General features: G+C 39.6%; 22 protein-coding genes. 16 read left to right on the forward strand and 6 right to left on the reverse strand.

Going from position 1 to position 23,990, the window contains the following annotated elements:
• The first annotated feature begins 60 nt into the window (after nucleotides 1-60).
• The 4 genes from ACNS8M_RS06395 to ACNS8M_RS06410 all read left to right on the forward strand — a co-directional run bounded on the left by ACNS8M_RS06395 (nucleotide 61) and on the right by ACNS8M_RS06410 (nucleotide 3,688).
• Nucleotides 61-1,065, forward strand: coding sequence for an SDR family NAD(P)-dependent oxidoreductase (locus ACNS8M_RS06395; RefSeq protein WP_168461119.1), 1,005 nt, complete (start codon nucleotides 61-63; stop codon nucleotides 1,063-1,065).
• 162 nt (nucleotides 1,066-1,227) lie between these two features.
• Complete coding sequence (fumC, locus tag ACNS8M_RS06400) at nucleotides 1,228-2,622, forward strand: class II fumarate hydratase (RefSeq protein WP_168461118.1); 1,395 nt, start codon at nucleotides 1,228-1,230, stop codon at nucleotides 2,620-2,622.
• Nucleotides 2,623-2,805: 183 nt separating this feature from the next.
• Nucleotides 2,806-2,952 carry a hypothetical protein gene (locus tag ACNS8M_RS06405; RefSeq protein ID WP_419225299.1) on the forward strand — a complete coding sequence of 49 codons (147 nt, stop codon included), beginning with the start codon at nucleotides 2,806-2,808 and terminating at the stop codon, nucleotides 2,950-2,952.
• Nucleotides 2,953-3,196: 244 nt separating this feature from the next.
• Complete coding sequence (locus ACNS8M_RS06410) at nucleotides 3,197-3,688, forward strand: hypothetical protein (RefSeq protein ID WP_168461116.1); 492 nt, start codon at nucleotides 3,197-3,199, stop codon at nucleotides 3,686-3,688.
• A gap of 83 nt (nucleotides 3,689-3,771) precedes the next feature.
• Here ACNS8M_RS06410 and ACNS8M_RS06415 read toward each other — a convergent pair whose 3' ends face one another.
• Nucleotides 3,772-5,559, reverse strand: coding sequence for an acyl-CoA dehydrogenase (locus ACNS8M_RS06415; protein ID WP_168461114.1), 1,788 nt, complete (start codon nucleotides 5,557-5,559; stop codon nucleotides 3,772-3,774).
• 111 nt (nucleotides 5,560-5,670) lie between these two features.
• Between ACNS8M_RS06415 and ACNS8M_RS06420 the strand changes: the two genes are divergently transcribed.
• Nucleotides 5,671-6,651, forward strand: coding sequence for a GlxA family transcriptional regulator (locus tag ACNS8M_RS06420; RefSeq protein ID WP_419225300.1), 981 nt, complete (start codon nucleotides 5,671-5,673; stop codon nucleotides 6,649-6,651).
• Between the two features lie 51 nt (nucleotides 6,652-6,702).
• Here the strand turns inward: ACNS8M_RS06420 and ACNS8M_RS06425 are convergent, their stop codons facing one another.
• A complete protein-coding gene (locus ACNS8M_RS06425; RefSeq protein WP_168418292.1) occupies nucleotides 6,703-7,620 on the reverse strand; it encodes a LysR family transcriptional regulator in 918 nt (305 codons plus the stop codon).
• 93 nt (nucleotides 7,621-7,713) lie between these two features.
• On the opposite strand from ACNS8M_RS06425, the gene ACNS8M_RS06430 reads away from it, so the two are divergent.
• From ACNS8M_RS06430 to ACNS8M_RS06460, 7 genes are all read left to right on the forward strand, one after another.
• Entirely contained in the window at nucleotides 7,714-8,955 is a 1,242-nt protein-coding gene (locus ACNS8M_RS06430) for an acyl-CoA dehydrogenase family protein (protein ID WP_168418293.1), read from the forward strand.
• 131 nt (nucleotides 8,956-9,086) lie between these two features.
• Nucleotides 9,087-10,208, forward strand: a complete 1,122-nt coding sequence (locus ACNS8M_RS06435; RefSeq protein WP_168461112.1) for a phosphotransferase family protein — start codon at nucleotides 9,087-9,089, stop codon at nucleotides 10,206-10,208.
• Nucleotides 10,205-10,903, forward strand: a complete 699-nt coding sequence (locus ACNS8M_RS06440) for a histidine phosphatase family protein (protein WP_168418295.1) — start codon at nucleotides 10,205-10,207, stop codon at nucleotides 10,901-10,903. The genes ACNS8M_RS06435 and ACNS8M_RS06440 overlap by 4 nt, the downstream gene beginning before the upstream one ends.
• 13 nt (nucleotides 10,904-10,916) lie before the next feature.
• Nucleotides 10,917-11,660, forward strand: coding sequence for an SDR family oxidoreductase (locus tag ACNS8M_RS06445; protein ID WP_168461111.1), 744 nt, complete (start codon nucleotides 10,917-10,919; stop codon nucleotides 11,658-11,660).
• A 148-nt stretch (nucleotides 11,661-11,808) separates the two neighbouring features.
• On the forward strand, nucleotides 11,809-12,519 hold the full coding sequence (locus ACNS8M_RS06450; RefSeq protein ID WP_419225301.1) for an SGNH/GDSL hydrolase family protein: 711 nt from the start codon (nucleotides 11,809-11,811) through the stop codon (nucleotides 12,517-12,519).
• A 324-nt stretch (nucleotides 12,520-12,843) separates the two neighbouring features.
• Nucleotides 12,844-13,296, forward strand: a complete 453-nt coding sequence (locus ACNS8M_RS06455; RefSeq protein WP_168418298.1) for an XRE family transcriptional regulator — start codon at nucleotides 12,844-12,846, stop codon at nucleotides 13,294-13,296.
• 34 nt (nucleotides 13,297-13,330) lie between these two features.
• Nucleotides 13,331-13,921 carry a uracil-DNA glycosylase family protein gene (locus ACNS8M_RS06460; RefSeq protein ID WP_168418299.1) on the forward strand — a complete coding sequence of 197 codons (591 nt, stop codon included), beginning with the start codon at nucleotides 13,331-13,333 and terminating at the stop codon, nucleotides 13,919-13,921.
• A 93-nt stretch (nucleotides 13,922-14,014) separates the two neighbouring features.
• Here the strand turns inward: ACNS8M_RS06460 and ACNS8M_RS06465 are convergent, their stop codons facing one another.
• A complete protein-coding gene (locus ACNS8M_RS06465) occupies nucleotides 14,015-15,493 on the reverse strand; it encodes a phospholipase D family protein (protein ID WP_168418300.1) in 1,479 nt (492 codons plus the stop codon).
• Nucleotides 15,494-15,699: 206 nt separating this feature from the next.
• On the opposite strand from ACNS8M_RS06465, the gene ACNS8M_RS06470 reads away from it, so the two are divergent.
• From ACNS8M_RS06470 to ACNS8M_RS06485, 4 genes are all read left to right on the forward strand, one after another.
• Nucleotides 15,700-16,815 carry an S-(hydroxymethyl)glutathione dehydrogenase/class III alcohol dehydrogenase gene (locus tag ACNS8M_RS06470; RefSeq protein ID WP_419225302.1) on the forward strand — a complete coding sequence of 372 codons (1,116 nt, stop codon included), beginning with the start codon at nucleotides 15,700-15,702 and terminating at the stop codon, nucleotides 16,813-16,815.
• Between the two features lie 241 nt (nucleotides 16,816-17,056).
• Entirely contained in the window at nucleotides 17,057-18,082 is a 1,026-nt protein-coding gene (locus tag ACNS8M_RS06475; RefSeq protein ID WP_228278945.1) for a flavin reductase family protein, read from the forward strand.
• A gap of 17 nt (nucleotides 18,083-18,099) precedes the next feature.
• Entirely contained in the window at nucleotides 18,100-19,275 is a 1,176-nt protein-coding gene (locus tag ACNS8M_RS06480; protein ID WP_419225303.1) for a fatty acid desaturase family protein, read from the forward strand.
• Between the two features lie 481 nt (nucleotides 19,276-19,756).
• Nucleotides 19,757-20,815, forward strand: a complete 1,059-nt coding sequence (locus ACNS8M_RS06485) for a 3-deoxy-7-phosphoheptulonate synthase (RefSeq protein WP_419225304.1) — start codon at nucleotides 19,757-19,759, stop codon at nucleotides 20,813-20,815.
• 119 nt (nucleotides 20,816-20,934) lie between these two features.
• Here the strand turns inward: ACNS8M_RS06485 and ACNS8M_RS06490 are convergent, their stop codons facing one another.
• From ACNS8M_RS06490 to ACNS8M_RS06500, 3 genes are all read right to left on the reverse strand, one after another.
• Nucleotides 20,935-22,128 (reverse strand): MFS transporter, encoded by a 1,194-nt coding sequence (locus tag ACNS8M_RS06490; protein ID WP_419225305.1) that lies wholly within the window; start codon nucleotides 22,126-22,128, stop codon nucleotides 20,935-20,937.
• A gap of 292 nt (nucleotides 22,129-22,420) precedes the next feature.
• On the reverse strand, nucleotides 22,421-22,795 hold the full coding sequence (gcvH, locus tag ACNS8M_RS06495; RefSeq protein ID WP_168418306.1) for a glycine cleavage system protein GcvH: 375 nt from the start codon (nucleotides 22,793-22,795) through the stop codon (nucleotides 22,421-22,423).
• Between the two features lie 71 nt (nucleotides 22,796-22,866).
• A complete protein-coding gene (locus tag ACNS8M_RS06500; RefSeq protein ID WP_168461103.1) occupies nucleotides 22,867-23,895 on the reverse strand; it encodes a helix-turn-helix transcriptional regulator in 1,029 nt (342 codons plus the stop codon).
• Nucleotides 23,896-23,990 lie beyond the last annotated feature (95 nt).

The raw sequence follows: 23,990 nt of genomic DNA on the forward strand, positions 1-23,990 counted from the left end.
AATTCACTAATGAAATGTGCCTAAGCGCATTTGGACTTCATAAAGACAAAGGTAGTATAAATGATTTTAGTGACTGGTGGTTTAGGCTTTATAGGCTCACACATTGCATTAAGCCTGATGGCTCAAGGGCAAGAGGTCATTATTGTAGATAATTTATCTAATTCAAGCATGCAAACTTTAGAGCGACTTGAATATATTGCAGGGCGTTATGTGCCTTTTGCCAAAGTGGATATACGCAATACGCCTGCTTTAAACAAAGTTTTTGAACAATATTCAATTGCTGCAGTGGTGCATTGTGCGGGCTTTAAATCTTTAGAAGAATCGGTGTTAAAGCCGCTGGAATATTATAACGATAATGTCAGTTGCATTATGAGTTTATTGCGCTCTATGCAGCGTACAGGTGTGCGACGTTTGGTGCATTTGTCGAGTTTGGCAGTCTATGGCAAATCAGGACTGGATTTAGAAGAAACTCAGCCTTTTAATTATGCCTATGCCAACCCTTATGTAAAATCACAGCAAATGGTTGAAGAAATCATTAGAGATACCTTTAGAACCGATAATGAATGGAATATTGCCATTTTGCGCTTGAGTAATGTTGCTGGTGCATTTGAACATGGAGTATTGGGCGAAGTTGTTGCGCCACTACCCAAAAATATTATTCCTTTGGCGATGCAAGTCGCGGTACAGCAGCGGGAAGCAATTGAACTGCGTCAACAAGCCAATACAGACGATCAAACGGTAGAACGTAGTTTTGTGCATGTATTAGATGCCTGTGAAGCAGTTATTGCGACATTGCACTGGTTATTTCAGCAAACGCATGCGTGTGAGGCATTTAATATTGCAGGCGAGGTCATTTCAATTAAACAGTTGTTGGCGCAAATTGCCCAAGTCACTGAGGCTGAAATCCATACTATGCCTGCAATTCATTATGAGCACCCTGAACTGGATCAATTAGGGGCAAGTTTGGACAAGGCAGAGCAATATCTAAACTGGCAACCTAAACGTAGTCTGGAAAAAATGCTGGAAGATGAATGGCGGTTTTATCAAAATACCTTGAAGCATTAGAGAGAATTTAGAACGAGGTAGATAGGTCACATATACGTTAGCATCGTGAAAGCAAATATTCTCAAAAGCTATTATTGATAATAATTATCATTTACTGGGTGGCGGACTTTTTGTAAGATCAAATTAATATCATCTAACAATCATTAGGGAAAGAGGCGGAACATGCAAACACGTATTGAACATGACACTATGGGTGAAGTTGAAGTTCCCAATGATGCGATGTGGGGAGCACAAACCCAACGCAGCTTACAAAATTTTAAAATTGGTCATGAGCGTTTGCCACGTCCCATGATTCGAGCCATGGGCTTGGTTAAAAAAGCCGCTGCAATCACGAATGCAGAGTTAGGACAAATTCCTCAGGAGTTGGCGCAGTATATTGTGGGGGCTGCAGACGAAGTAATTGCAGGTCAGTGGGACAGCCAATTTCCATTGGTGGTTTGGCAAACGGGTTCAGGCACACAGAGCAATATGAACTGCAATGAAGTCATTGCCAATATTGCCAATCAAAAACTGGGGAATCCACTGGGTGCACAAAAGCCAGTACATCCAAATGATCATGTTAACCGTGCACAATCGACCAATGATTCGTTTCCAACAGCCATTCATGTGGCTGCAAGCTTGCAAATGAATGAGCTTCTTATTCCTGCGGTAACAGCCTTACGGCATACACTACATGCCAAAAGTGAAGCGTTTTCAGATATTGTCAAAATTGGTCGTACACATTTACAAGATGCCACACCTTTAACCTTAGGGCAGGAGTTTAGTGGTTATGTGTCTCAGCTTGATCATGGCTTAAAGCGCTTACAACAGGCCTTAACAGGATTATATGAATTACCACTTGGTGGAACTGCGGTAGGTACGGGGTTGAATGCTCACCCAGATTACGCAGTAAAAGCAGCAGCACAATTAGCCGAACTTACAGGTTTGCCGTTTATCACTGCACCCAATAAATTTGAAGCTTTGGCTGGGCGCGATGCTGCAGTGTTTGCATCTGGCACATTAAAAACACTGGCGGTAAGCTTAAATAAAATAGCCAATGACATTCGCTGGTTGGCCAGTGGCCCACGTTGTGGTTTTGGTGAGTTGCGTATTCCTGAAAATGAACCTGGCTCAAGTATTATGCCAGGCAAGGTTAATCCAACTCAGAGTGAAGCCATGACCATGGTAGTCGCACAAGTCTTGGGTAATGACACCACAATTAATGTTGCAGGCGCATCGGGTAATTTTGAATTGAATGTGTTCATGCCCGTGATTGCTTATAACTTGTTGCAATCGATTCAATTACTTGGTGATGCTTGTAACAGCTTTAATGAACATTGTGCTATTGGAATTGAAGCCAATCGTGAAAAAATAGATCATTTTTTACATGACTCACTCATGTTGGTCACAGCATTAAATCCTGTGATTGGTTATGAAAATGCAGCCAAGGTCGCTAAAACTGCCTACAAGGAAAATAAAACCTTAAAACAAGTTGCGGTAGAAATGAATTTGGTCACGGCAGAACAGTTTGATGAGGTGGTGCGTCCTGAGCAGATGATTGCGCCAAATGCTAAATAGTCGGGGCTGAGTGTATTTAAAAAGTCTGTATGTGCCTTGCTTAAATTAGGTCAATACAGACTTTTTTATAATCATTTTGTTGCTCTGTTGCAGATTGGTAAGGGGTAACATAAGCATTATTGATGTTGCTCCCGATTCATTTTATTAATTTCTTAACGTAGACAGAAATAAGGGACTAACCACATGAGCAATAACAATCCATCACAGCAGGAGTCAAATCTGCATCAAGAGTCGAATGAAGATAAAGGTAAGCACGATCTTTATAAAAACACTGAGCCACAGAAAAAGCCCAATGCTGAACCAGATCATCCGTTAAGGGAACAGAAATAATTTACCTTGCTGAATGATCATCACTCATTTTGCATACCCAATACTTTAAAGGAAAGCCGCCAAGAGGCGGTTTTCTTATTCAATTTAGACTTTGTTGTGAGCTGTCAAAAAATACGACATTGAATTAAATGCTATAGTTGCTAAAATGCATCTCCCTTGTTGTTTATGCTTTTATAAGTATGCTGTTGTTTCACATACTTAAGATAAAATGATAAACAACGGTGTCTTATTTAAGGTTTTTTCAATGTTCGATATTTATTTAACTGATGTTCAGCAACATGTGCAATTTCAAGATTATCCAGGTGAGCATCCTGTTAAATTTATTCTGAATTTTAAAAAGATTTTCCCAAGCGTAATGGAACTGATGCTTCCTGTATTGCCTGAAAATGAAAACCTAGAAGAAATGACTTGGGAATCTACCACTGCAGACCTTGCATTATTTAAATTGTTGCTTAGTGGTTGGGGCGTAATTGAATTGCGTTTAAATGCAATTAGTCAATTTAAGAGCAAAACTTTCGCAGATCAGTTAGTCAAACAAGCCCAACAAAAACGCAAAGCATTTGCCAAGGCGCAACCACAACTAGAAACAGTGGAACTGGATTATTTATTCATGCATGAAACGCATGCCTTGATTGATGCAGAATTAGTTGAAGTCGGTGAAAAATTCTATTTACCTATTTTGCGTGATTTATGGAAAGGCAAAGTCTCGGCAAAAGTGCTCGAAGCGAAATTTTAAATATTCATTCAATATCAATTTCAATATAAACGTGAAGGAAGCAGGGATTGTGTCTATAAATAGCACAATCCCTTTTTAATTAATTAAAACCAGTCTGCTTGCATCGTGGAGCAGCTATCATCAAAACTACACAGCAGTTTGGCTTGATGCTCTATTTCAGGCAACTCCCAACGTATAAAATAACGAGCGGCTTGTAATTTCCCTAACCAAAAGTGTTGGTCTTGCTCGTGTGTAGATGCTGCATAATGCAAATGTGCTTTGTTAGCCATCTCTAACCAGAGCCAAGCAATCATAGTCTTACCCATCATATCTAAATATAAGGCCGAATTTGCCAGTCCTTCCTGAATTTTGCCTTGTTGTAAGGCAGTACCAAGAGTTTGCGTGGTCTTTTGGACAGTGTCCAAATGATTACGGAAAATTGTGGCCAGGGTTTGTATTTCAGGATGGGAGACTTCAGTAAGCGTTTGCTGTATACGCTGCATGAGTAAGCTCAAGCCTTTACCCTGATGCTGCCATAATTTACGTCCCAGTAAATCTAATGACTGAATACCAAAAGTACCTTCATGAATTGGGTTGAGTCGGTTATCTCTATAATATTGCTCTATAGGATAATCACGGGTATAGCCCGCACCACCTAGAACCTGAATAGCCAAATCATTCGCTTTAGGTCCATAAGCAGAAGGGAAGGACTTTACAATAGGGGTAATTAAATCCAGTAAAATTTCACTGTCAGTATCATGATTTGCTTGGTGTTCATCTATTAAACGTGCAGCAAATAAACATAAGGCCAAACTACCTTCAACATAAGACTTTTGTGCCAACAACATACGTTTTACATCTGCATGTTCAATAATATTAACACGCTTGCTGTTAGGATTTTTCTCAGTCGCTAAACGACCCTGTGGACGCTGCTTGGCATACTCCAAAGATTCCAAATAGCCACGGTAACCAATCATAGCTGCACCTAAACCCACACCAACACGAGCCTCATTCATCATCTTAAACATATATTTAAGACCAGAACCCGCTTCACCAATTAAATAGCCTAAGCAAGCATCTTGCTCACCAAAATTCAGTACGGTAGATGTTGTGCCACGATAGCCCATTTTGTGTAATAAGCCGGCAAGTTGTACGTCATTGGCTTCTGCTAATGTACCATCTAAATGCGTTCTGAATTTAGGCACAATAAATAGGGATATGCCTTTTACCCCTTGGGGTGCATCTTGAATACGTGCCAAAACCAAATGCACAATATTTTCGGTAATGTCTTGATCACCACCAGAAATAAACATTTTTTGGCCTTTAATCAGGTATTGGCCATCTGCCTGCGGAATGGCTTTAGTGATCAAATCCCCTAAAGATGAGCCAACGTTTGGTTCTGTCAGTGCCATCGTGCCAGAAAAACGGCCACTGAACATGTGTGGAAGAAAGCGCTGTTTTTGTTCTGTTGTGCCAAACGCTTGAATTACGTTGGCTGCGGCAGCAGTCAGGAATGAATAGGCCACTGTAGATGGATTGGCTGACATAAAATAGGCATTTGCAGCCATATTGATGAGCGTAGGTAATTGCATGCCGCCGTCTGCATAATCATGCTGTGCACTGAGCAAACCTGCGTTGGCAAACTGTTGCCATGCAGTTTTCACTTCGGCAATGGTTTCTACCTTTTTTCCATCAAAACTTGGTTCTTGCTGATCAGCTTTGCTGTTATGCGCTGCAAAATAATCGCAGGCGATGCCTTTGGCTGTATGCAGGATACTGTCAAAAGTGACTTTGTCATGTTCCTGATAACGCTCAAACGAGTTCAATTGCTCAGCATTAAATACCTGATACAACATAAATTCTAAATTTTGATCGTTGATGAGCTGTGTCATGGTTTACCCGAATATTTTTATATTGGGGTTAAAAATAACAGTTGCTAGATTAGCTGACGATTGTCAATAATGACATCAAAGCAGCTAAAAGTGACAAATTGAATTAGAACAATGAAGCAAGTGGTAATTCTAGCCTTTGATGGTGCTTTGGCATCGGCCATTACAGGTATTGTTGATTTATTTTCTCTGGCAGGTGCCAGTTGGAACCGTATTCAAAACCAGCAGATTGAACGTCTGTTTGAAGTGAAAATTGCCAGTCCCAAAGGGCAAAGTATTCAATGCATTAACGGCATTAAAATGTATGCAGAATTTAGCTATCAGGAAATTCAACATGCAGACCTTGTGGTTGTACCAACCATTGGTGCCGCTTTATTGTCTGTGCTGCAACGAACACCAGAATTGATAAATTTTTTACAGTACGCACAGCAGCAGCATTTCATGATTGCGGCAAATTGCACTGGTAATTTCTTCTTGGCTGAAGCGGGAATTCTAAACGGCAAGCAGGCTACGACGCATTGGGGTTTTGAAGCTATTTTTAAGCAGCGCTATCCGCTAGTTGAATTAAAAGTAGAGCGAATGATTACCCATGCAGATCATATCTACTGTGCAGGAGGGGGCTTAGCATGGTTTGATTTAGGTTTGCACTTAATTGAGCGTTTTTATGGCTTTGAAGTTGCGATACAGACTGCAAAATCTTTTGTCATTGATTATCGCCGTGACAGCCAGTTGTCATACTCCTTAATGAAAATTGCCAAACCACATCAAGATGCGTTAGTGCAGGAAGTTCAAAATTGGATGGAACAGCATTATTCGCAAAACTTTAATTTAGATGAGGTCGCTCAGCATTTCAATCTAAGCACTCGCAGCCTCATTCGCCGTTTTAAAGCAGCATTGGACTTAGCACCGAATCAATATTTACAGGCTATGCGTATAGAAGCTGCACGTAAACAATTAGAACAAACCGACTATACCGTTGAGCAGATTATGCTAGCAGTTGGATACAATGACAGCAGCTCGTTTCGCCGTTTATTTTTAAAGAAAACAGGGCTGACACCTTTAGATTATCGCCGTCGTTTTAGCCGACATTTTTAAGTTGGTTAAAAAATGAGGAAAGCACTAATAGTACCAATTGACCAAAATAGCCTAAGCAAAAATTTTAGAAATTTCCTGTCTTAAAAAATGATGTCTTGAATTTTCCTGTAAGTCTTTATGCCAATACATCCCCATATTGATCAAAGGCAGGTCTACAGGAACGGTAAAAATCTTTAGTTTTTGGCTGATGCTTAAATGTTTTAAGATCATTTCCGGTATGGTCAAAATCGCTTGGGGATGCTGCTGCAAAATTTGTAAGGCTGTTGAATAGTGCTGACAACGTAAAAAAACCTGTCGCGATAATTGTTTTTGATGCAAATAAATATCTTCAAGCAACATACCAGTACGGCGCGATGAAACCCCAATGTGCGCAGATGATAAATACAGTTCCGTCGTCATTTCATTTAATTGGCTACACACTACAAATTGATCTTGTACTAAAGATTGAAACTGGATTTTATCGCCAAAGTTTTGTTCTAAATCAATGACAAAATCAATTTGCTGGGCAGCCAAATCTGCCAAAACCGTTTTACGCTCTAATTTGTGGCTAAAAAATTGAATATCTAGATTCAGGTTTTGGAAATGCGCCACCAGTTTAGGAAAAATAATCGGTTCAATTTCATCATGTACAGCAATTTTAAGTGATTGCAGCATATTGGGTTCAAACTGCTGTTTTTGTACCGCAATACTTTGAATGGCCAACAAGGCATTTTTTATGGTGGGATAAATTTGCTCAGCAAAAGGAGTAGGTAACATTTTATTGCCATTACGCACCAGTAAATCATCCTGTAAATGCTGTCTTAAACGTTGCAAAGCATGACTGGCAGCAGATTGGCTGATACACAAAATTTGTGCTGCTTTGGAAATACTGCGCTGTTCATAAATTGCAACAAACATTGGGTATAAATTGATGTCTAAACGATGAAAAGCAGCAAGATCAATTTTTGCATTATTATGAATATGATTCATAGTGTTTTATTGAATTAAATCATTTTGTTCATATTAGTTTTCAAGTTAAGGTGTTGTAAAGCAATGAATACAATATTTTAAGGGATTTGAACCATGTTTGAGCTATCTGCACGTGCCAAAGACTATATAGAACGTACCAAAGCCTTTATTGCCCAAGAAATTGAGCCAATTGAAGCCGAATTTTGGGCAGAAGTCCATGAGCTGAATCAGGGTGGTGATTGGACCAAATGGCAATGGCCATCACAATTAGAACAACTAAAAGCCAAAGCCAAAGCTGCTGGCTTATGCAATATGTTTTTACCTTGTCCAGAATTGGGGCAGGGCTTGTCGGTACAAGAATATGCACACATTGCAGAACTCAGTGGTCGCAGTTTAATTGCGCCAACGGTTTTTAACTGTAATGCACCAGACAGCGGCAATATGGAAGTTTTGTGGCGTTATGGTTCTGAAGCACAGAAACAAGAATGGCTCACACCGCTGCTAGAAGGCAAAATTCGTTCAGTATTTTGTATGACTGAACCTGCAGTGGCTTCAAGTGATGCCACCAATATGCAGGCGACAGCTGTGGTAGATGGTGATGAAATTGTCTTAAATGGTCGTAAATGGTGGTCTTCGGGTTTAGGCGATCCAAATGCCAAAATTATTATTTTTATGGCGCATACCCCTGATGAAAGCAAAGACCGACATCACCAACACTCTATGGTTTTAGTGCCTGTAGATACTGCGGGCGTTAAAATTGAGCGCATGTTACCTGTATTTGGCGATTATGACGCACCTCATGGTCATGGTGAAGTTAGTTTTGATAATGTGCGTGTGCCTGTCGCAAACTTTATTGGCGGTGCAGGGCAAGGTTTTGAAATTGCACAAGGTCGTTTAGGGCCAGGCCGTATTCACCACTGCATGCGTTGCATCGGGGCAGCCGAAAAATCTTTAGAATTGATGATCGATCGCGGCATGAGCCGTACCGCATTTGGTAAGGAAATTTTAAAACTTGGTGGTAATTTGGAACGTGTGGCAGAAGCGCGTGTTGCCATTGATCAGGCGCGTTTATTAACCCTATATGCAGCCTATAAAATGGATACTTTAGGTAATATGGCGGCATTGACTGAAATTTCCGCAATTAAAGTTGTTGCACCAAGTGTCTTGGAAAAAGTGGTAGATATGGCCATGCAAATTCATGGTGGTGCAGGCGTGTCTAGAGATACGCCGCTCACAGGTTTCTTTGCCCAAGCCCGTAGTTTACGTCTTGCCGATGGGCCTGATGAAGTACATAAAGGCATGATTGCTAAACTCGAGTTGGCAAAACGTGGCTACCGTAGCAGTCGTAAAAAATAAGGCATTAGCGCACACTTTTTCCTGTTTCTCTTGCATGGTATTTGGCAATATTGTTGATATTGCCAATACATCTTAAGAGAACGCAGAAAATTTATGCTAGATTTAAAAAGATAGAAAATTAGGGAAAAATAATGTCAGTTATTGATGTAGGCGGCACAGTACGCGATGGCGAAGAGCTCGATATTCAGGCGGTCACGGCATGGTTAAAACAACAAAATGTAGAAGTCGTTGAACCCGTAGAAGTCACACAATATTCAGGTGGTGCATCAAACTGGACCTATCGCCTCAAGTATAGTAATACCGATTTAATTTTACGTCGTCCACCTAAAGGTACTAAGGCCAAATCTGCCCACGACATGGCACGTGAATATCATGTGCAAAAGAATTTAGCACCATTTTATCCTGTATTACCCGAAATGGTGGCTTTGTGTCAGGATGAATCTGTAATTGGCTGTGATTTTTACGTGATGCAACGCATTGAAGGTATTATTCCACGAGCTAAATTGCCGCCTGAACTTGAGTTTAACGAAACGCAAGTGCATGAACTTTGTGTGAATGTCATTGATAAACTCATTGAATTGCATCAAGTGCCTTATCGGGGGACAGAGCTTGAAAAATTAGGCAAGGGCGATGGCTATTGTCGTCGTCAGGTAGAAGGTTGGGATGCTCGCTATGCAAAAGCACACACCATTAACGTGCCATCTTTTAAGTATGTGCGTAAATGGTTGTTAGACCATATTCCTGCCGATTCAAAAACTTGTATTATTCATAATGACTGGCGTTTTGATAATGTCATTTTAGACCCCAAAAATCCGACGCAAGTTATTGGCGTGCTGGACTGGGAAATGGCGACATTGGGTGATCCACTTATGGATTTAGGCTCGGCTTTGGCGTATTGGGTAGAAGGTACGGACAACCAAATTTTTAAAGCCACTCGTCGTCAACCAACGCATTTAAAAGGCATGTTCACGCGTCAGCAAGTGGTGGACTACTATTTGCAAAAAACTGGATTAAGCACTGACAACTGGACTTTCTATGAAGTATTTGGAATTTTCCGTTTAGCCGTGATTGCTCAGCAAATTTATTATCGCTATTACCACAAACAAACCAATAATCCTGCGTTTAAAGACTTCTGGATTGTGATTCATGCCTTGCATATTCGTGCGTTGAAGCTTATTGGTTTACAAAAGATTGAAGCCAATGAACTGGCGCAAAAATACATCGCTAAATTTAAGGAACTCATGCCGAAATGACCACTATTTATTTAATTCGTCATGGGCAAGCTTCGTTTGGTGCAGAAAGTTATGACCAACTTTCGCCTAATGGTGAGTTACAGGCCAAATTACTCGGCCGCTACTTTGAACGTATTTTAAAAGAAGCGCCTTATGTCGTTGCTGGTTCAATGCAGCGTCATCAGCAAACGGCGCAATTGGCTTTAGCAGAGTGTTTTCCTGAAGTTGAAATTCAAACTGACAGTGCTTGGAATGAGTTTAATCATCAACAAGTCTTTGCGCAGTATGAGCCGCGTTTTAATCACCCTGAACTAATGAAGCAGGATGTGGCTAAAGAGGTGAATCCTCGTGCGTATTTGGCAAAGATTTTTGAAGGTGCAATTGAGCGCTGGACAGGTGGTGAGTATCACCATGAATATGAAGAATCTTGGCCGCATTTCAAACAACGTGTGGAAGATGCCTTACAAAATTTATGTACCGACTTGGCACAAAAGCAGCCACGTTATGCAGTTGTGTTTACTTCGGGTGGTGTCATTTCTGTAGCGGCAGGTAAAATTTTGGGCTTAACGCCTAATAAAACCTTTGCATTGAACTGGGCGATTACCAACTCAAGCATCACCACTTTACGCTTGGTGGGCAGCGAGCCACAACTCTTAAGCTTAAATGAACATCATTTTATTAAAGCTGAAAACTCAAATTTATTGACTTGGATTTAACAAGGATCGAACCATGACAAAAACAATTCTAATTACAGGTGCAAGTTCTGGAATTGGCGCAGGTATGGCGCGTGAATTCGCTCAAAAGGGCTATAACCTTGCCATTTGTGCACGACGTTTAGAGCGTTTAGAAACATTGAAACAGGAACTTGAGCAGCAATATGGTATTCGTGTGATTGCTAAAAGTTTGGACGTTACCAATTACGATCAAGTATTTCAGGTATTTCGTGAATTTAAACAAAACTTTGGACAGTTGGATCGAATTATTGTCAATGCAGGTGTGGGCGAAGGACGTCGCATTGGTAAAGGCAACTTTGCCATCAACAAAGCTACGGTAGAAACCAACTTTATTTCGGCTTTGGCACAGTGTGAAGCAGCAGTTGAAATTTTCCGTGAGCAAAATTCAGGGCATTTGGTGATGATTTCATCTATGAGTGCCATTCGTGGTATGCCAAAACATCTGACTGCTTACGGCGCAAGTAAAGCTGCAGTGGCACATTTAGCAGAAGGTATTCGTGCAGAACTAATTGATACGCCTATTCAAGTCACCACAATTTTCCCAGGTTATATACGTACCGAGATTAACGAAGGTGCAAAAAAATTACCGTTTGAGGTGGATGAAAAAACAGGTTCACGTTTACTTGCCGCAGAAATTGAAAAAGCACCTATTAAGGCTTATGTACCTAAATGGCCATGGTTGCCACTTGGTTTAGCCATGAAAGTCTTACCATTAAAACTGGTGAATAAACTGGGCTAAACAGTGGTGTTTTGATTTTCAGATTAGCATCCTAAAATTTAAAGATGATGAGTTATACATGACTCACTTTAAATGATGGGGTGCTATTTTTATATTTGAGCGTTTACTTTTTAGTTTTACTGCCTTTGTCTTTTAGAGTGAAAGTTGTATGTGGTTAAAAACGGCAACCCTTGCCTTAATTCCAGCCTTAGTAATACAGGGCAGTAGAGTGCAGAAAAATACTATAAGGCTGCCCGAACCCTCAGGTGAGCGTAAGGGTATTACAGGGCAAGGCCGACCACTGTCATTATTAATTTTAGGTGACTCCGCTGCTGCGGGTGTAGGCGTAGAACATCAGCAAGATGCCTTACTCGGTGCAATGATTGCTGAGTTAAAACATCAATATCAGCTGCATTGGTGTTTGGAAGCACAATCGGGTAACAATACAGCACAAGTTATTCATCAAACACAAAAACTTAGCAATCAAAAATATGACGTCGTTGTGACATCAGTTGGTGTGAATGATGTTACTAAACTCATGTCTGCACAAAAATGGATAAAGCAACAACAGCAGTTTTATCAGTTAATTCAGGATAAATTTCAACCTGAATTGATTATTGCAACAGGCGTACCACCGATGCATTTATTTCCAGCATTGCCCAACCCTTTGGCATGGTTATTTGGTCAATATGCACAGCAAATGAATCAAAAATTAGCCCAATTTGTTGCACAACACGATGCTATGCAGTGGATCGAATACGATATTCAGAAATATCAGTCCATGAATCTAGAAATGGCAAAAGATGGTTTTCATCCGAGTAAAGAAATTTATAAAATTTGGGGGAAAGACGTTGCGGATAGGGTTTTAGCGTGGTTTTAAAATAGATGCAATACTAAGTATAAATTCAGGTAATTTTTTGATAATTCTTTTGTTGACATTGGTCAACATGGTGCTATAGTTAAAAAATAGATAAAGGTGGAAAAATGAAGAAACATCCCAATAAGCATATTCGCGAAGCGATTGACTATGCTGTTGAAGTTGGGATGTTGTCGACTCTGGCAAGTCAGGACATGCATTTTGCCGATTAAAATGTATCCTAGGTCATACGGAACATCAAATGAGTGTGTGGAGCACACCTAAAGATCCTGAAACACATGCAAAGCAAATCCTGCGTAAGCTAAAGCAATGTAATGGAGATGAGCTATGAATAACTATCACTTTACCGTTGTGGTACGTGATGCACGTGCTAATCTATCCGAACTAGAAGATAAATTTTTTGAAGCGGGTTGTGATGATGCATTACTTTGTAGCTATAACGATACAATTTATCTTGAATTTGATCGTGAAGCTGACAATGCAGAACAAGCTGTTAGCTCTGCTTTAAACGATATTCGCTCATTAGGATTTCATGATTTGATTGTGGAAGAGCAAGGGTATTCTACTTTGGCCGAAATGGCTGAACGTGCGGGTATGACTCGTCAAGCATTATCTCTATATGCTCAAAATAAACGTGGAGATGGTAATTTTCCACGTCCTATGTATGGGCTTGCATCTAAATCTGCCATGTACTTCTGGCCAGAAGTTGCGACCTGGTTATTCAATCAAGGGAAATTACATAAAAACCATTATGAAGTTGCCCGCACAGTAATGTCTTAGCTGAATTTGAAAATATAAAACACTTTATCTATAAATGACTGATTCCAAAATAGAAACCCATCCGCTTAAACCCTTTTTACCCGCCAATGCTAAGCTGTTAATGTTGGGTAGTTTTCCTCCGCCAAAAAGCCGCTGGAAAATGGATTTTTACTATCCGAATTATCAAAACGATATGTGGCGAATTTTTGGTTTATGCTTTTTTCAAGATAAAAACTATTTTTTAGATTTAGAACATAAAAACTTTCATTTAAATAAAATTATTGAGTTCTTAAATGCAACAGGAATCGCTATTTCTGATACGGCGCAACAGGTGATTCGACTCAAGGGCAATGCTTCCGATAAGTTTTTGCAGATTCATCAAAATATGGATATTGCAGCACTTTTAAAGCAGATGCCTGAATGCCGCAGTATTATGACTACAGGTGATAAAGCTACAGATACCCTCATGCAGTCAATGCCAGTAGAAACAGAAAAACCTCAGATTGGGCAGTCGACACAAAGTTACTTGGCTAATCGTGAGATACGTTTATACCGCATGCCATCTTCATCACGCGCTTATCCTTTGGCTTTAGAGAAAAAGGCAGAAGCCTATTTAAGCTTATTTAAAGAAATTGGCTTACTATAAGTAACTTTTGATATTAATATTAACTAATCTTGTAATTGGTATCCACAATCAATACGTATTTTATTAGACTCTATAAAAGACACTACAATGTCATTACATCATCCATTCAATGGGTAAATAAGAGATTGCATGCATCATAAAACGTTGGAACTTTGTGGTTTCGGGGTCATGGGTATAGGTTTTAACACTGCCGTCGGCTTGGTGATCTAACCAAATCAGTTCATCATCTTCATTTAATTTGAGTTGATAGGCAATTTGCGGTAAGTATTGGTCTAAAGATTGAGAAACATCATTTTGAAGCTGTTCTGACTCTAGAACTAAACCGACCTCAGTATTTAAATTGGCAGAGCGTGGATCAAAATTAAAAGAACCTACAAATACCATACCATCTATATCAAAGAATTTAGCATGTAAACTTGAGGCATTTTTACCTTTGGCGGGAATTACATTGCCCGTTGCAACTTCATACCAAGTTCTTCTTTTGCGCTCTATATAGGGTTTAAATTCGTATAATTGCACACCTGACTTGAGTAAATCTACCCGATATTTCTGGTAAAACGCATGTACCAAGGGCACATCATTAGCTAGAAAAGAATTGGTAAGCACCCGAATTTGTATATCATTTTTCGCTAAATTGGTCAGGGCATGCATGCCTTTTTCGGTTGGAACAAAGTAGGCAGAAACTAATTCCAAATGCTGTTTGGGTTTGCCCATAATATTGAGCATTTGCTGATAAATAAGTTGCTCAGTTTCAGCATTGCCACGAATTTTATTCGGAGAGTCCGCCACAAAATGTGCATTCACCCACTGTACAGGGTGCTGTTCCAATTTAATGCTGACTTCTTCTTGCGCACTGGCAACCCGTTCACGAATCTTATCTTTATATTTTGCATTTTGTTCATAAAGATTACGCAATTCTCTAAGTTGAACTGCGCTGCCTGCACCGAGTAGCTGATGCACTGAATAACTTAATTCATCATTCCAAAAGTCTAAAAATACAGCATTGGCCTGTGGGACTGCACTGCCATAAAACAGAATATCCATATCGGTAAATTGGAAGTTTTCACTGGCATCAAAATATTCACGACTAATATTACGGCCACCTGTAACGGCAATCGCGCCATCGGCAATAATCAGTTTATTGTGCATCCGGTGGTTAATCTGCTTAAATCGAAACAGGTAATCCAAGACGCGAATATTACGAAACTTGTAGGGATTAAAGATTTTAATTTCAAAATTAGGATGCTGAACCAGTCTTTTTAAGGTCGAATCAAGTTGCGTACCGTTTTGATCATCAATCAATAAACGTACTTTTACCCCGCGATCTGCAGCTTTTAAAAGTTCAGCCAGCATTAGCTGACCAATTAAGTCATCTTCCCAAATATAATATTGTAAATCTAAATGATGCTGTGCTTTTTGAATCAAGTATAAACGCGAGGCGATACTACTGAACGCATCGTTCAGTGCCAAATAAGCAGTGAGATTTTTGGCCAAATGTGCATCAATTTCATTGCCATTTAGCCAATGATCTACATAGTGTTCTACAGGACTATCTTTACTTGCTTGATTCATAGGCAAACTGCATCCTGTCAGTAAAATAGCTGCAAAAGCCAATATCCCAAGCCTGTACTGTGTTGGGGTGTGCGTCATTATTCTTAAGTCTTCTCTAGCATATTGTTATACGTTGATATTCTATTCATGTTAATGCTTGAAACGCGCAATAGAAAGAGGATACTGTTAGTCATCTGTTAATCAAATTTTTTAGGGATAATGTGCTCATGAAATCACGTGCAGCCGTCGCTTTTGGCCCTGGTCAACCACTCGAAATTGTTGAAATTGATGTTGCTCCGCCTAAAGCAGGTGAGGTCTTGGTCAAAATTACCCATACAGGGGTGTGTCATACCGATGCATTCACTTTATCGGGTGATGATCCTGAAGGTGTTTTTCCTGCAGTTTTAGGCCATGAGGGTGCAGGAATTGTTGTTGAAGTAGGCGAAGGTGTGACCAGTGTACAACCTGGCGATCACGTAATTCCACTATACACCGCAGAATGTGGTGAGTGTTTATTCTGTAAGTCAGGTAAAACTAACTTATGTGTTTCAGTCCGTGCTACACAGGGTAAAGGTGTCATGCCCGATGGAACAACACGTTTTTCATATAACGGGCAGCCAATTTATCACTACATGGGCTGTTCAACTTTTAGTGAATATACTGTGGTTGCAGAAGTTTCTTTGGCTAAAATTAACCCTGAAGCCAATCACGAACAGGTCTGTTTACTGGGTTGTGGTGTAACGACAGGTTTGGGGGCAGTTAAAAACACAGCCAAAGTCCAAGAAGGCGATACCGTTGCAGTGTTTGGTTTAGGTGGAATTGGCTTAGCTGTCGTGCAAGGTGCACGTAAAGCCAAAGCCAGCCGTATTATTGCGATTGATACTAACCCTGAGAAATTCAAACTGGCAGAACAATTTGGTGCAACTGAATTTTTAAACCCTAAAGATTATGACCGCCCAATTCAGGAAGTTATCGTTGAAAAAACAGGTTGGGGCGTTGATCACTCATTTGAATGTATTGGCAATACCAATGTTATGCGTTCAGCTTTGGAGTGTGCACACCGTGGTTGGGGGCAGTCAATTATTATTGGGGTTGCAGGTGCAGGTCAGGAAATTTCAACACGTCCATTCCAGTTGGTTACAGGCCGTACATGGAAAGGTACAGCATTTGGTGGAGTGAAAGGTCGTTCACAACTTCCTGAAATGGTAAATGAAGCCATGCGTGGTGATATTCAATTGGCACCTTTTGTGACCCATACCATGAAACTTGAACAAATTAATAAAGCCTTTGATTTGATGCATGAAGGTAAATCAATTCGCAGTGTAATTCATTTTGATGAATAACCTTTTAATTCAATAATTAAAAATAAAAAACCAAGCTTCGGCTTGGTTTTTTATTAAGTTTTTAAGTTCAGCTAACGTCTCCACCACCTTAAATTGTTAGACAAAAACACATAATAAAATTCTAAAGACACGGCTTTGTCCTGTAATGACATGGTGCAGCCAAACCTCAAGTTTTATCTTCAATCAAGAAATAAAGAACATTTGTATTTTAATTAAAAACATTATCGCAAGGGGAATGAACATGAGCATTACAGCCTATCAACCCGAATGGATTCGTGAAGATTTTATCGATTTTATAGCAGAAAAAGTTCATCCCACTTGGGCATGGAAAAAAGTCAAAGTAGAACTCATCTCACAACGTAATTTAAGTGATGATTTTGTTGAGCTTAAACTTCGGCCTAATCAGAACTTTAAGCAAAACAATGTACGTGCAGGTCAAAGTATTTTAGTTACTCTGACTTTGCAAGGTGTCCGCCAGCAACGCAGCTATTCTGTGGTAGAAATTACAGCGCAGGGTAATGTCGTCATTGCAGTAAAAAAGCAAGGTCGAGTTTCACATGCACTATGTAATTTAAAACGTGGTGATGTGCTGGAAATTTCACAAGCGCAAGGTGACTTTATACTAGATGTATCTGCACACAAACAGGCAACTTTATTACTTGCTTCGGGCAGCGGCATTACCGCAATTTATGCACTCGCAGTCGAGCACTTAAAGAAAAGCACTCAAAATTTAGATTTGATTTATTTCAGTCGCGATGATGCTTATCTTCCAGAGTTGCACTCACTGCTTCAGCAGTATCCTCAATTTAAATTGCATTATTTTAATACGACTCAGCAACAGCAACACTTACAGCTTGAACTGATTCAGCAGTATATTCCAGATTTTCAGCAGCGGATGTGCTATGCCTGCGGTGCCGCAGCTTTGATGAAAAGTGCGCAGCAAATCTATCAAGACTTAGATATATTCGCTCAATTAAAAACTGAATTTTTTCAGTTCAGAGCAAATGAAAACATTACAGCACAACCCGTACAGTTTTTACGTGCTCAACAAAGTTTTATGGCTCAAGGTAGTTTATTGGATAGTGCAGAACATGCAGGATTAAAACCTGCAAGTGGCTGTCGTATGGGTGTTTGCAATACCTGTTCCTGTACCAAACTCAATGGAAGCGTGCAAAACATGCTCACGGGTGAAGTGAGCCATGAGCCCAATACTCAAATCAAATTATGCATTTCGCAGGCTTTAACTCCTGTCACCATCAATTTATAAAAATGTGAGGCATAACAATGAATAAGCCCGTATATTTTAATGAAAATAGTAAATCCCGATTTTTAAATGCTGCACAAGTTGAAGAATTTGGTGCCAAAGTTGAAGAAATTCGACGAGAGATAATGCAAAGTCTCAATGAAAAAGACGCAGCTTATATTTATAAAATTCGTAATTTTGTGCGATATAGTGAAATCACTTCACGTGGTTTGCTCATGTTTGCAGGCTCGATTCCACCTGTGTGGTTGCTTGGGACGGCATTGCTGGGCGTATCCAAAATTGTTGAAAATATGGAGTTGGGACACAATGTCATGCATGGTCAGTTTGATTGGTTGAACGATCCTCATTTGAATGGTGCCAATTATGACTGGGATACCATTGCCACGGGCGATGACTGGAAATATACCCACAATTATATTCATCACACCTACACCAATATTGTCGGAAAAGACCATGATGTCGGCTATGGCTTACTACGTGTGAGTGAATCCCAGGCTTGGGAACCACGCTTTTTGTTCAATATTCCGCTGGCGATTCAACTGATGCTGTTTTTTGAATGGTATGTGGGTATTCAGCGACTACATTTAGAAGATGTTTTAGTCTATAAAACAAAAACATGGCGTGAGGTTTGGCATGAAGCACGTGATGTTCGTAAAAAAATAAAACGTCAGGTTGTGAAAGATTATGTATTTTTCCCGCTTATTGCAGGGCCAAATGCACTGCCAGTTTTTGCGGGTAATGTGGTCGCCAATATCATACGCAGTGTATGGGCATCGGCGGTGATTTTTAATGGACATTTCACTGAAGATGCCGAGAATTTTGAAGCAGATGACACTGCAAATGAAACTAAAGCTGAATGGTATTTACGCCAAATTCGAGGTTCTAGTAATTTCAGTGGCACAGCGTGGTTACACATTTTAAGTGGTAATTTAAGCCATCAAATTGAGCACCATTTATTTCCAGATATGCCTGCAAACCGCTATGCAGAAGCTGCACCTAAGGTAAAAGCACTTTGTGCAGAATACGGTATTCACTACAACGAAGCCAGTTTTACTCAGCAATTTGCCAGTGTCTGGATACGCTTAGCAAAATGCTCTTTACCCAATGCAGAAGATTTATCTGAGCAGTTGCGTTTTGCTAAAGCAGCAATACAACAAACGGCCCGACAAAAAATAGGGCAGTGGTTTAAAAAATAACAGCATAGATACACTGAAAAGACTTAGGATGAGTCTTATCAGTTGGCAAATTTGGATTAAAAATATAGGTTAAATATTTTTGAAAAAGCATTGCCAAACTGAACAATACAGCGTATTTTAATTTTAACAGTTCATTTTTTGATGAAATCAAGATGTTGAAGCAACCTTTAATCGTAAACGCATACTATTACTTTTGGCAGTTTAAATGATTGCCTGAGATGCGTTCGGGCAAAAAAGGTTGCCCACCAGTTGATACCTGATCGGCAACCCTGATCAGGTTTTTTTATGCCTGCGATTTCATTTTGATTTTTATGAGTTTTTTGGAGAAAAATATGTATAACCTTAATTATTCATACTTTGGCAACTTTTATTGGTTTTACTTTAGTCAATTTATGACTCAAACCTTACAAACGATTAGACCCATAACGCTGAAATAAATGATCGGACTGTAAACAGAAACACAGTCCAAAGGAACAAACCAATGAATGCTTTAAATACTGCTTTACAACAACAGCACAACAGTTCAGAAATTAGTTTAAGCTTACCGCAACAACTCAAAGCACAGTTTCCACTTTCGATTGAGTTAAAACAGCAAGTCGCACAACACCGCCAAACCATTCTAGATATTTTAGAGGGTACAGACTCCCGTTTATTGGTCATTACTGGACCTTGTTCAATTCACGATCCACAAGCTGCACTTGAATACGCAAAAAAATTAAAACAATTACAAAGCCAGATTTCAGATCATGTATTTTTGGTCATGCGTGCTTATATCGAAAAACCACGTACTACAGTTGGCTGGAAAGGCTTTATGTATGACCCAGACTTAGATGGCTCTGCCAATATGCAGCTAGGTTTAGAAAAGTCACGTGAACTCTACTTACAAATTATAGAAATGGGTTTACCAATTGCTTCTGAAATTCTAAGTCCAATGGCAACTGCTTATTTTGATGATTTACTGGCTTGGGGTGCAATTGGTGCACGTACTAGTGAATCTCAAATTCACAGAGAAATTTCTAGCCTAATGCCATATAGCATTGGCTTTAAAAATGGTACAGATGGCTCTATTCAAATTGCTTTAGATGCAATTCAGTCTGCAAGCCATCCACATCAATTCATGGGCATGAGCCAATCTGGTTTACCATCAATTTTAGCGTCACAAGGTAACCCGCACGCACATTTAATTTTACGTGGTTCAAATTCAGGCCCAAATTACCAATTGGCAGAAATTGAGAAAATTAAAGCGAAAAGCAAAGGGCAGTTGCCTGCTTTAATTATTGATTGTAGCCACGGCAATAGTCATAAAGACCCACAATTACAACCACAGGTATTACGTACAATTGTGGCAGAGCGTGAGCAAACTCAAGTACGTGGCATCATGCTAGAAAGCCATTTGGTCGATGGTAATCAAAAAATTTCCTGTGATATGACTTATGGTCAGTCGGTCACAGATGGTTGCCTAGGCTGGGATAAAACAGAGCAACTCTTACTTGAAGTTGCAGAAAACTTAAGCTGTCAAAATCTAGCCAAGACAGCTTAAAATGATATGACACAAACATTAAACCCCTGAATAATTAAGGGGGTTTTGTTTTACACGTGCATTAAAAATGCTGTAATAACATCATGCAATACACTAATGTTTTGATTCAGCAAAAAACATTAAGAATGAGCATCCACAGATTTATTTGGTTTTTCAACCACAAATTTATAGAAAATTAAACTTAAAAAGGTCAATACAGCACATAGCAAATAAGCCACCGTATAGTCATAGCCTGCAATTACAAAGCCTAGAACCAACGCGCCAATAGCAATACCAATATCATAACAACAGAAATAGGTTGAAGTCGCATGTCCAATACGGTCTTTAGGTGAGCGCTGAATTGAAATCGTTTGCAAACAAGGCTGAGCTGAACCAAAACCCACGCCAATTAGAACAGCTGCAAACATAAAACCGATGACACTTTGCACTTGGCTCAACACAATTAAACCCAAAGCAAAAAGGGTAATGGCAGGATAAATCACATAACTTGGCCCTTTGCGATCATAAATTTTGCCGGTAATGGGGCGTAAACTCATCATTGAAATTGCAAACACCACAAAGAATAAACTGGCATAAGACAGCATGTGGCGTGATTCTGCAAATGTTGAAATAAACGACATAATACTGGCGTATGAAAATGCCACCATCATTGCCATTAGTGAAACAGGGATTGCTTTTGTCTCGACAAAATCATTTAAGCCTAATTTACGTTTAGGTACGGGTGCTACATCAGTTTTTTTATTCGCTATTGGAATCATTAAACAAAATGCAAAGCCAACCCAGACACTAAGTGATAATAAGGTTGAAATACTGGCATAAGAAATGGATTGAATTAGGCTTAAACCAATTAATGGCCCAAGGACAATACCCAAATTCACTGAAACCAAGAAATAGCCCATACCTTCACCTTTACGGCTGTCAGGAATAAAATTATTGGCAATAGGTACTGTTACCGTAGTGACAATGCTGAACCAAATTCCATGTAAGAAGCGTAAAAGTAAAAGAAATTGTAGATTATCTGCAAAAATATAGGCCACGCTGCATAAACAGAACAGGATTTCAGACACATATAAGGTCTTTTTATAGCCAAATTTTTCAATAATCAGTCCACTAAATGGACGTACCGCAATGGCTGAGAGCATGAACAGGGTCATTGCAAGACCAGCTTGTGACAGACTGCCCCCCAACTCATTCACAATATAAATAGGCAGAATTGTCGTTTGCGCAAAATAAAATATGAATAAGAACAAGTTATTGAATAAGCAGAGAATAAACGACTTATTCCATAAATGTTCGGCATTTACGGAGGACATGGGAATAACCTATAGCTTGTGAATGGGAGCGATCACGCTGTGCGTACATTGTTATGCAGATGATTTGTTATTGAAGACAGAGTACAGCGCTATCATGCAAGATAGAATAAAATAACTTATGTGAAAAGTACAGTTATTTAATAATATGATTGAAAAACTTTAATTTTATTGAATTTTATATAGGTAAATTATCACAATAAGATAAATATATGATAATTAAGATTGTGTGAATAAAAAAATCAGCCCTAAGGCTGATTTTTCAATTATGTATCCGTTACGAGTAACTGAAATTTTATAAACCAGCTTCGTATTCAGCGCTAGAAAGTAATTTTTCAACATCTGCAATGTTGTCTGGTTTGATTTTATAAATCCAGCCTTTGCCATAGGGTTCATCATTCACAAAATCAGGATCATCTTCCAAATTGCTATTCACTTCAACCACTTCACCAGAAACAGGCGCATGAATATCTGAAGCTGTTTTAACAGATTCTACTACGCCAGCTTGATCACCCGCAGTAACGTGTTGGCCAACTTCTGGGGCTTCTACATAAACTAAATCGCCCAAAGCATCTTGTGCATGGTCTGAAATTCCTGTGACGACCAAATCACCTTCAATACGTACCCATTCGTGGGTGCTTGCATATTTTAAGTCTGCAGGGTGATTCATTTGATAACTCCTTAAATTGTATCGAATCTTTTTGCCATGTTTTATACATGCTTTTTGCTAAAAACAAAAGTTTATAAATATGGATCTTTACGCCAATTGCTCGGACTGCGTCCACTCCAGCGTTTAAAGGCACGACTAAAATTTGCCACGTCGCTATAGCCTAACTCATCGGCAATTTGCTCTAGGGTATAGTCTGTACGTGACAAGAGCGAAGTCGCATGCCGATAGCGCACTTCATCCACCAAATTTGAAAAAGAGGTGCCTTCGGCAGCCAGTTGTCGCTTTAGGGTGCGATCTGACATGTGTAGATGGTCAGCCACATGCTCAATACTTAAATAATGTTGTTCCGCATGAGTCAAAATATCACGTACACGCATGGAAATACGCCGACGTTCGCCCAAGGCAGAAAGTTCTGCTTCACATTGATTAATGGCAATTTGACTGGCAATTGGATCTGCATTAATCATTTTTAAGCCAAGATATTGCTTATCAAAACTGAGTGCTAAATAAGGTTGATCAAAACGAAATTGATGATAGGGAAATTTAGCCATGTATTGGTCAAAGCCTTCTGGCTTTGGAAAGTCAAAATCGACTTCACCTGTAAAATCTTGCATGCCTGTCATGGCTTTGGTCATGGTGATCATGCCAATCATTAAGGCAATTGCAATTTCTGTGCGCAAAGGCTCCATGTGAATATCACACTGTAACTGCAGGCTGGCTTTTTCTCCAAAGGTCGAAAAAAATAGCTGTAAAAAGGGCATACGCAGCTGAATGAAACGGTTCGCCAATACCAGTGCATCACTTATTTCATGTGCAGTCATAATGGCATAACCAATAAAACCATGAATGGAAATACGCATTTGTGTGCCCAAATGATAGCCCAGCGTATTTTCACCAGTCAGTTTTAAGGCATGTTTGACTAATTCGTTGGCAACAGGTGTTGGAATTCGAAATTCAGGGGCTGCCAACATTTCACTGTTTAGCTGAAATGGTGCAAATAGGGTATCTGCGTTATATCCCCAGCGGGATACAACATCTAAAACCAATAAGCCATATACTCCAGGAACACCTTGTTCCTGACGTGTTGATATTGTTTTCATGCATATTCCATTGCATTTGCAAGTTTTATTTTAATTTGCGTTCGTCATCATCATCTATTTTTCAGCATTCTTTTTTAGGAGTTAGCTCCGAAAAT

It is taken from the genome of Acinetobacter sp. A2 (genome assembly GCF_048537555.1).
In the GTDB taxonomy this organism is placed as follows: domain Bacteria; phylum Pseudomonadota; class Gammaproteobacteria; order Pseudomonadales; family Moraxellaceae; genus Acinetobacter.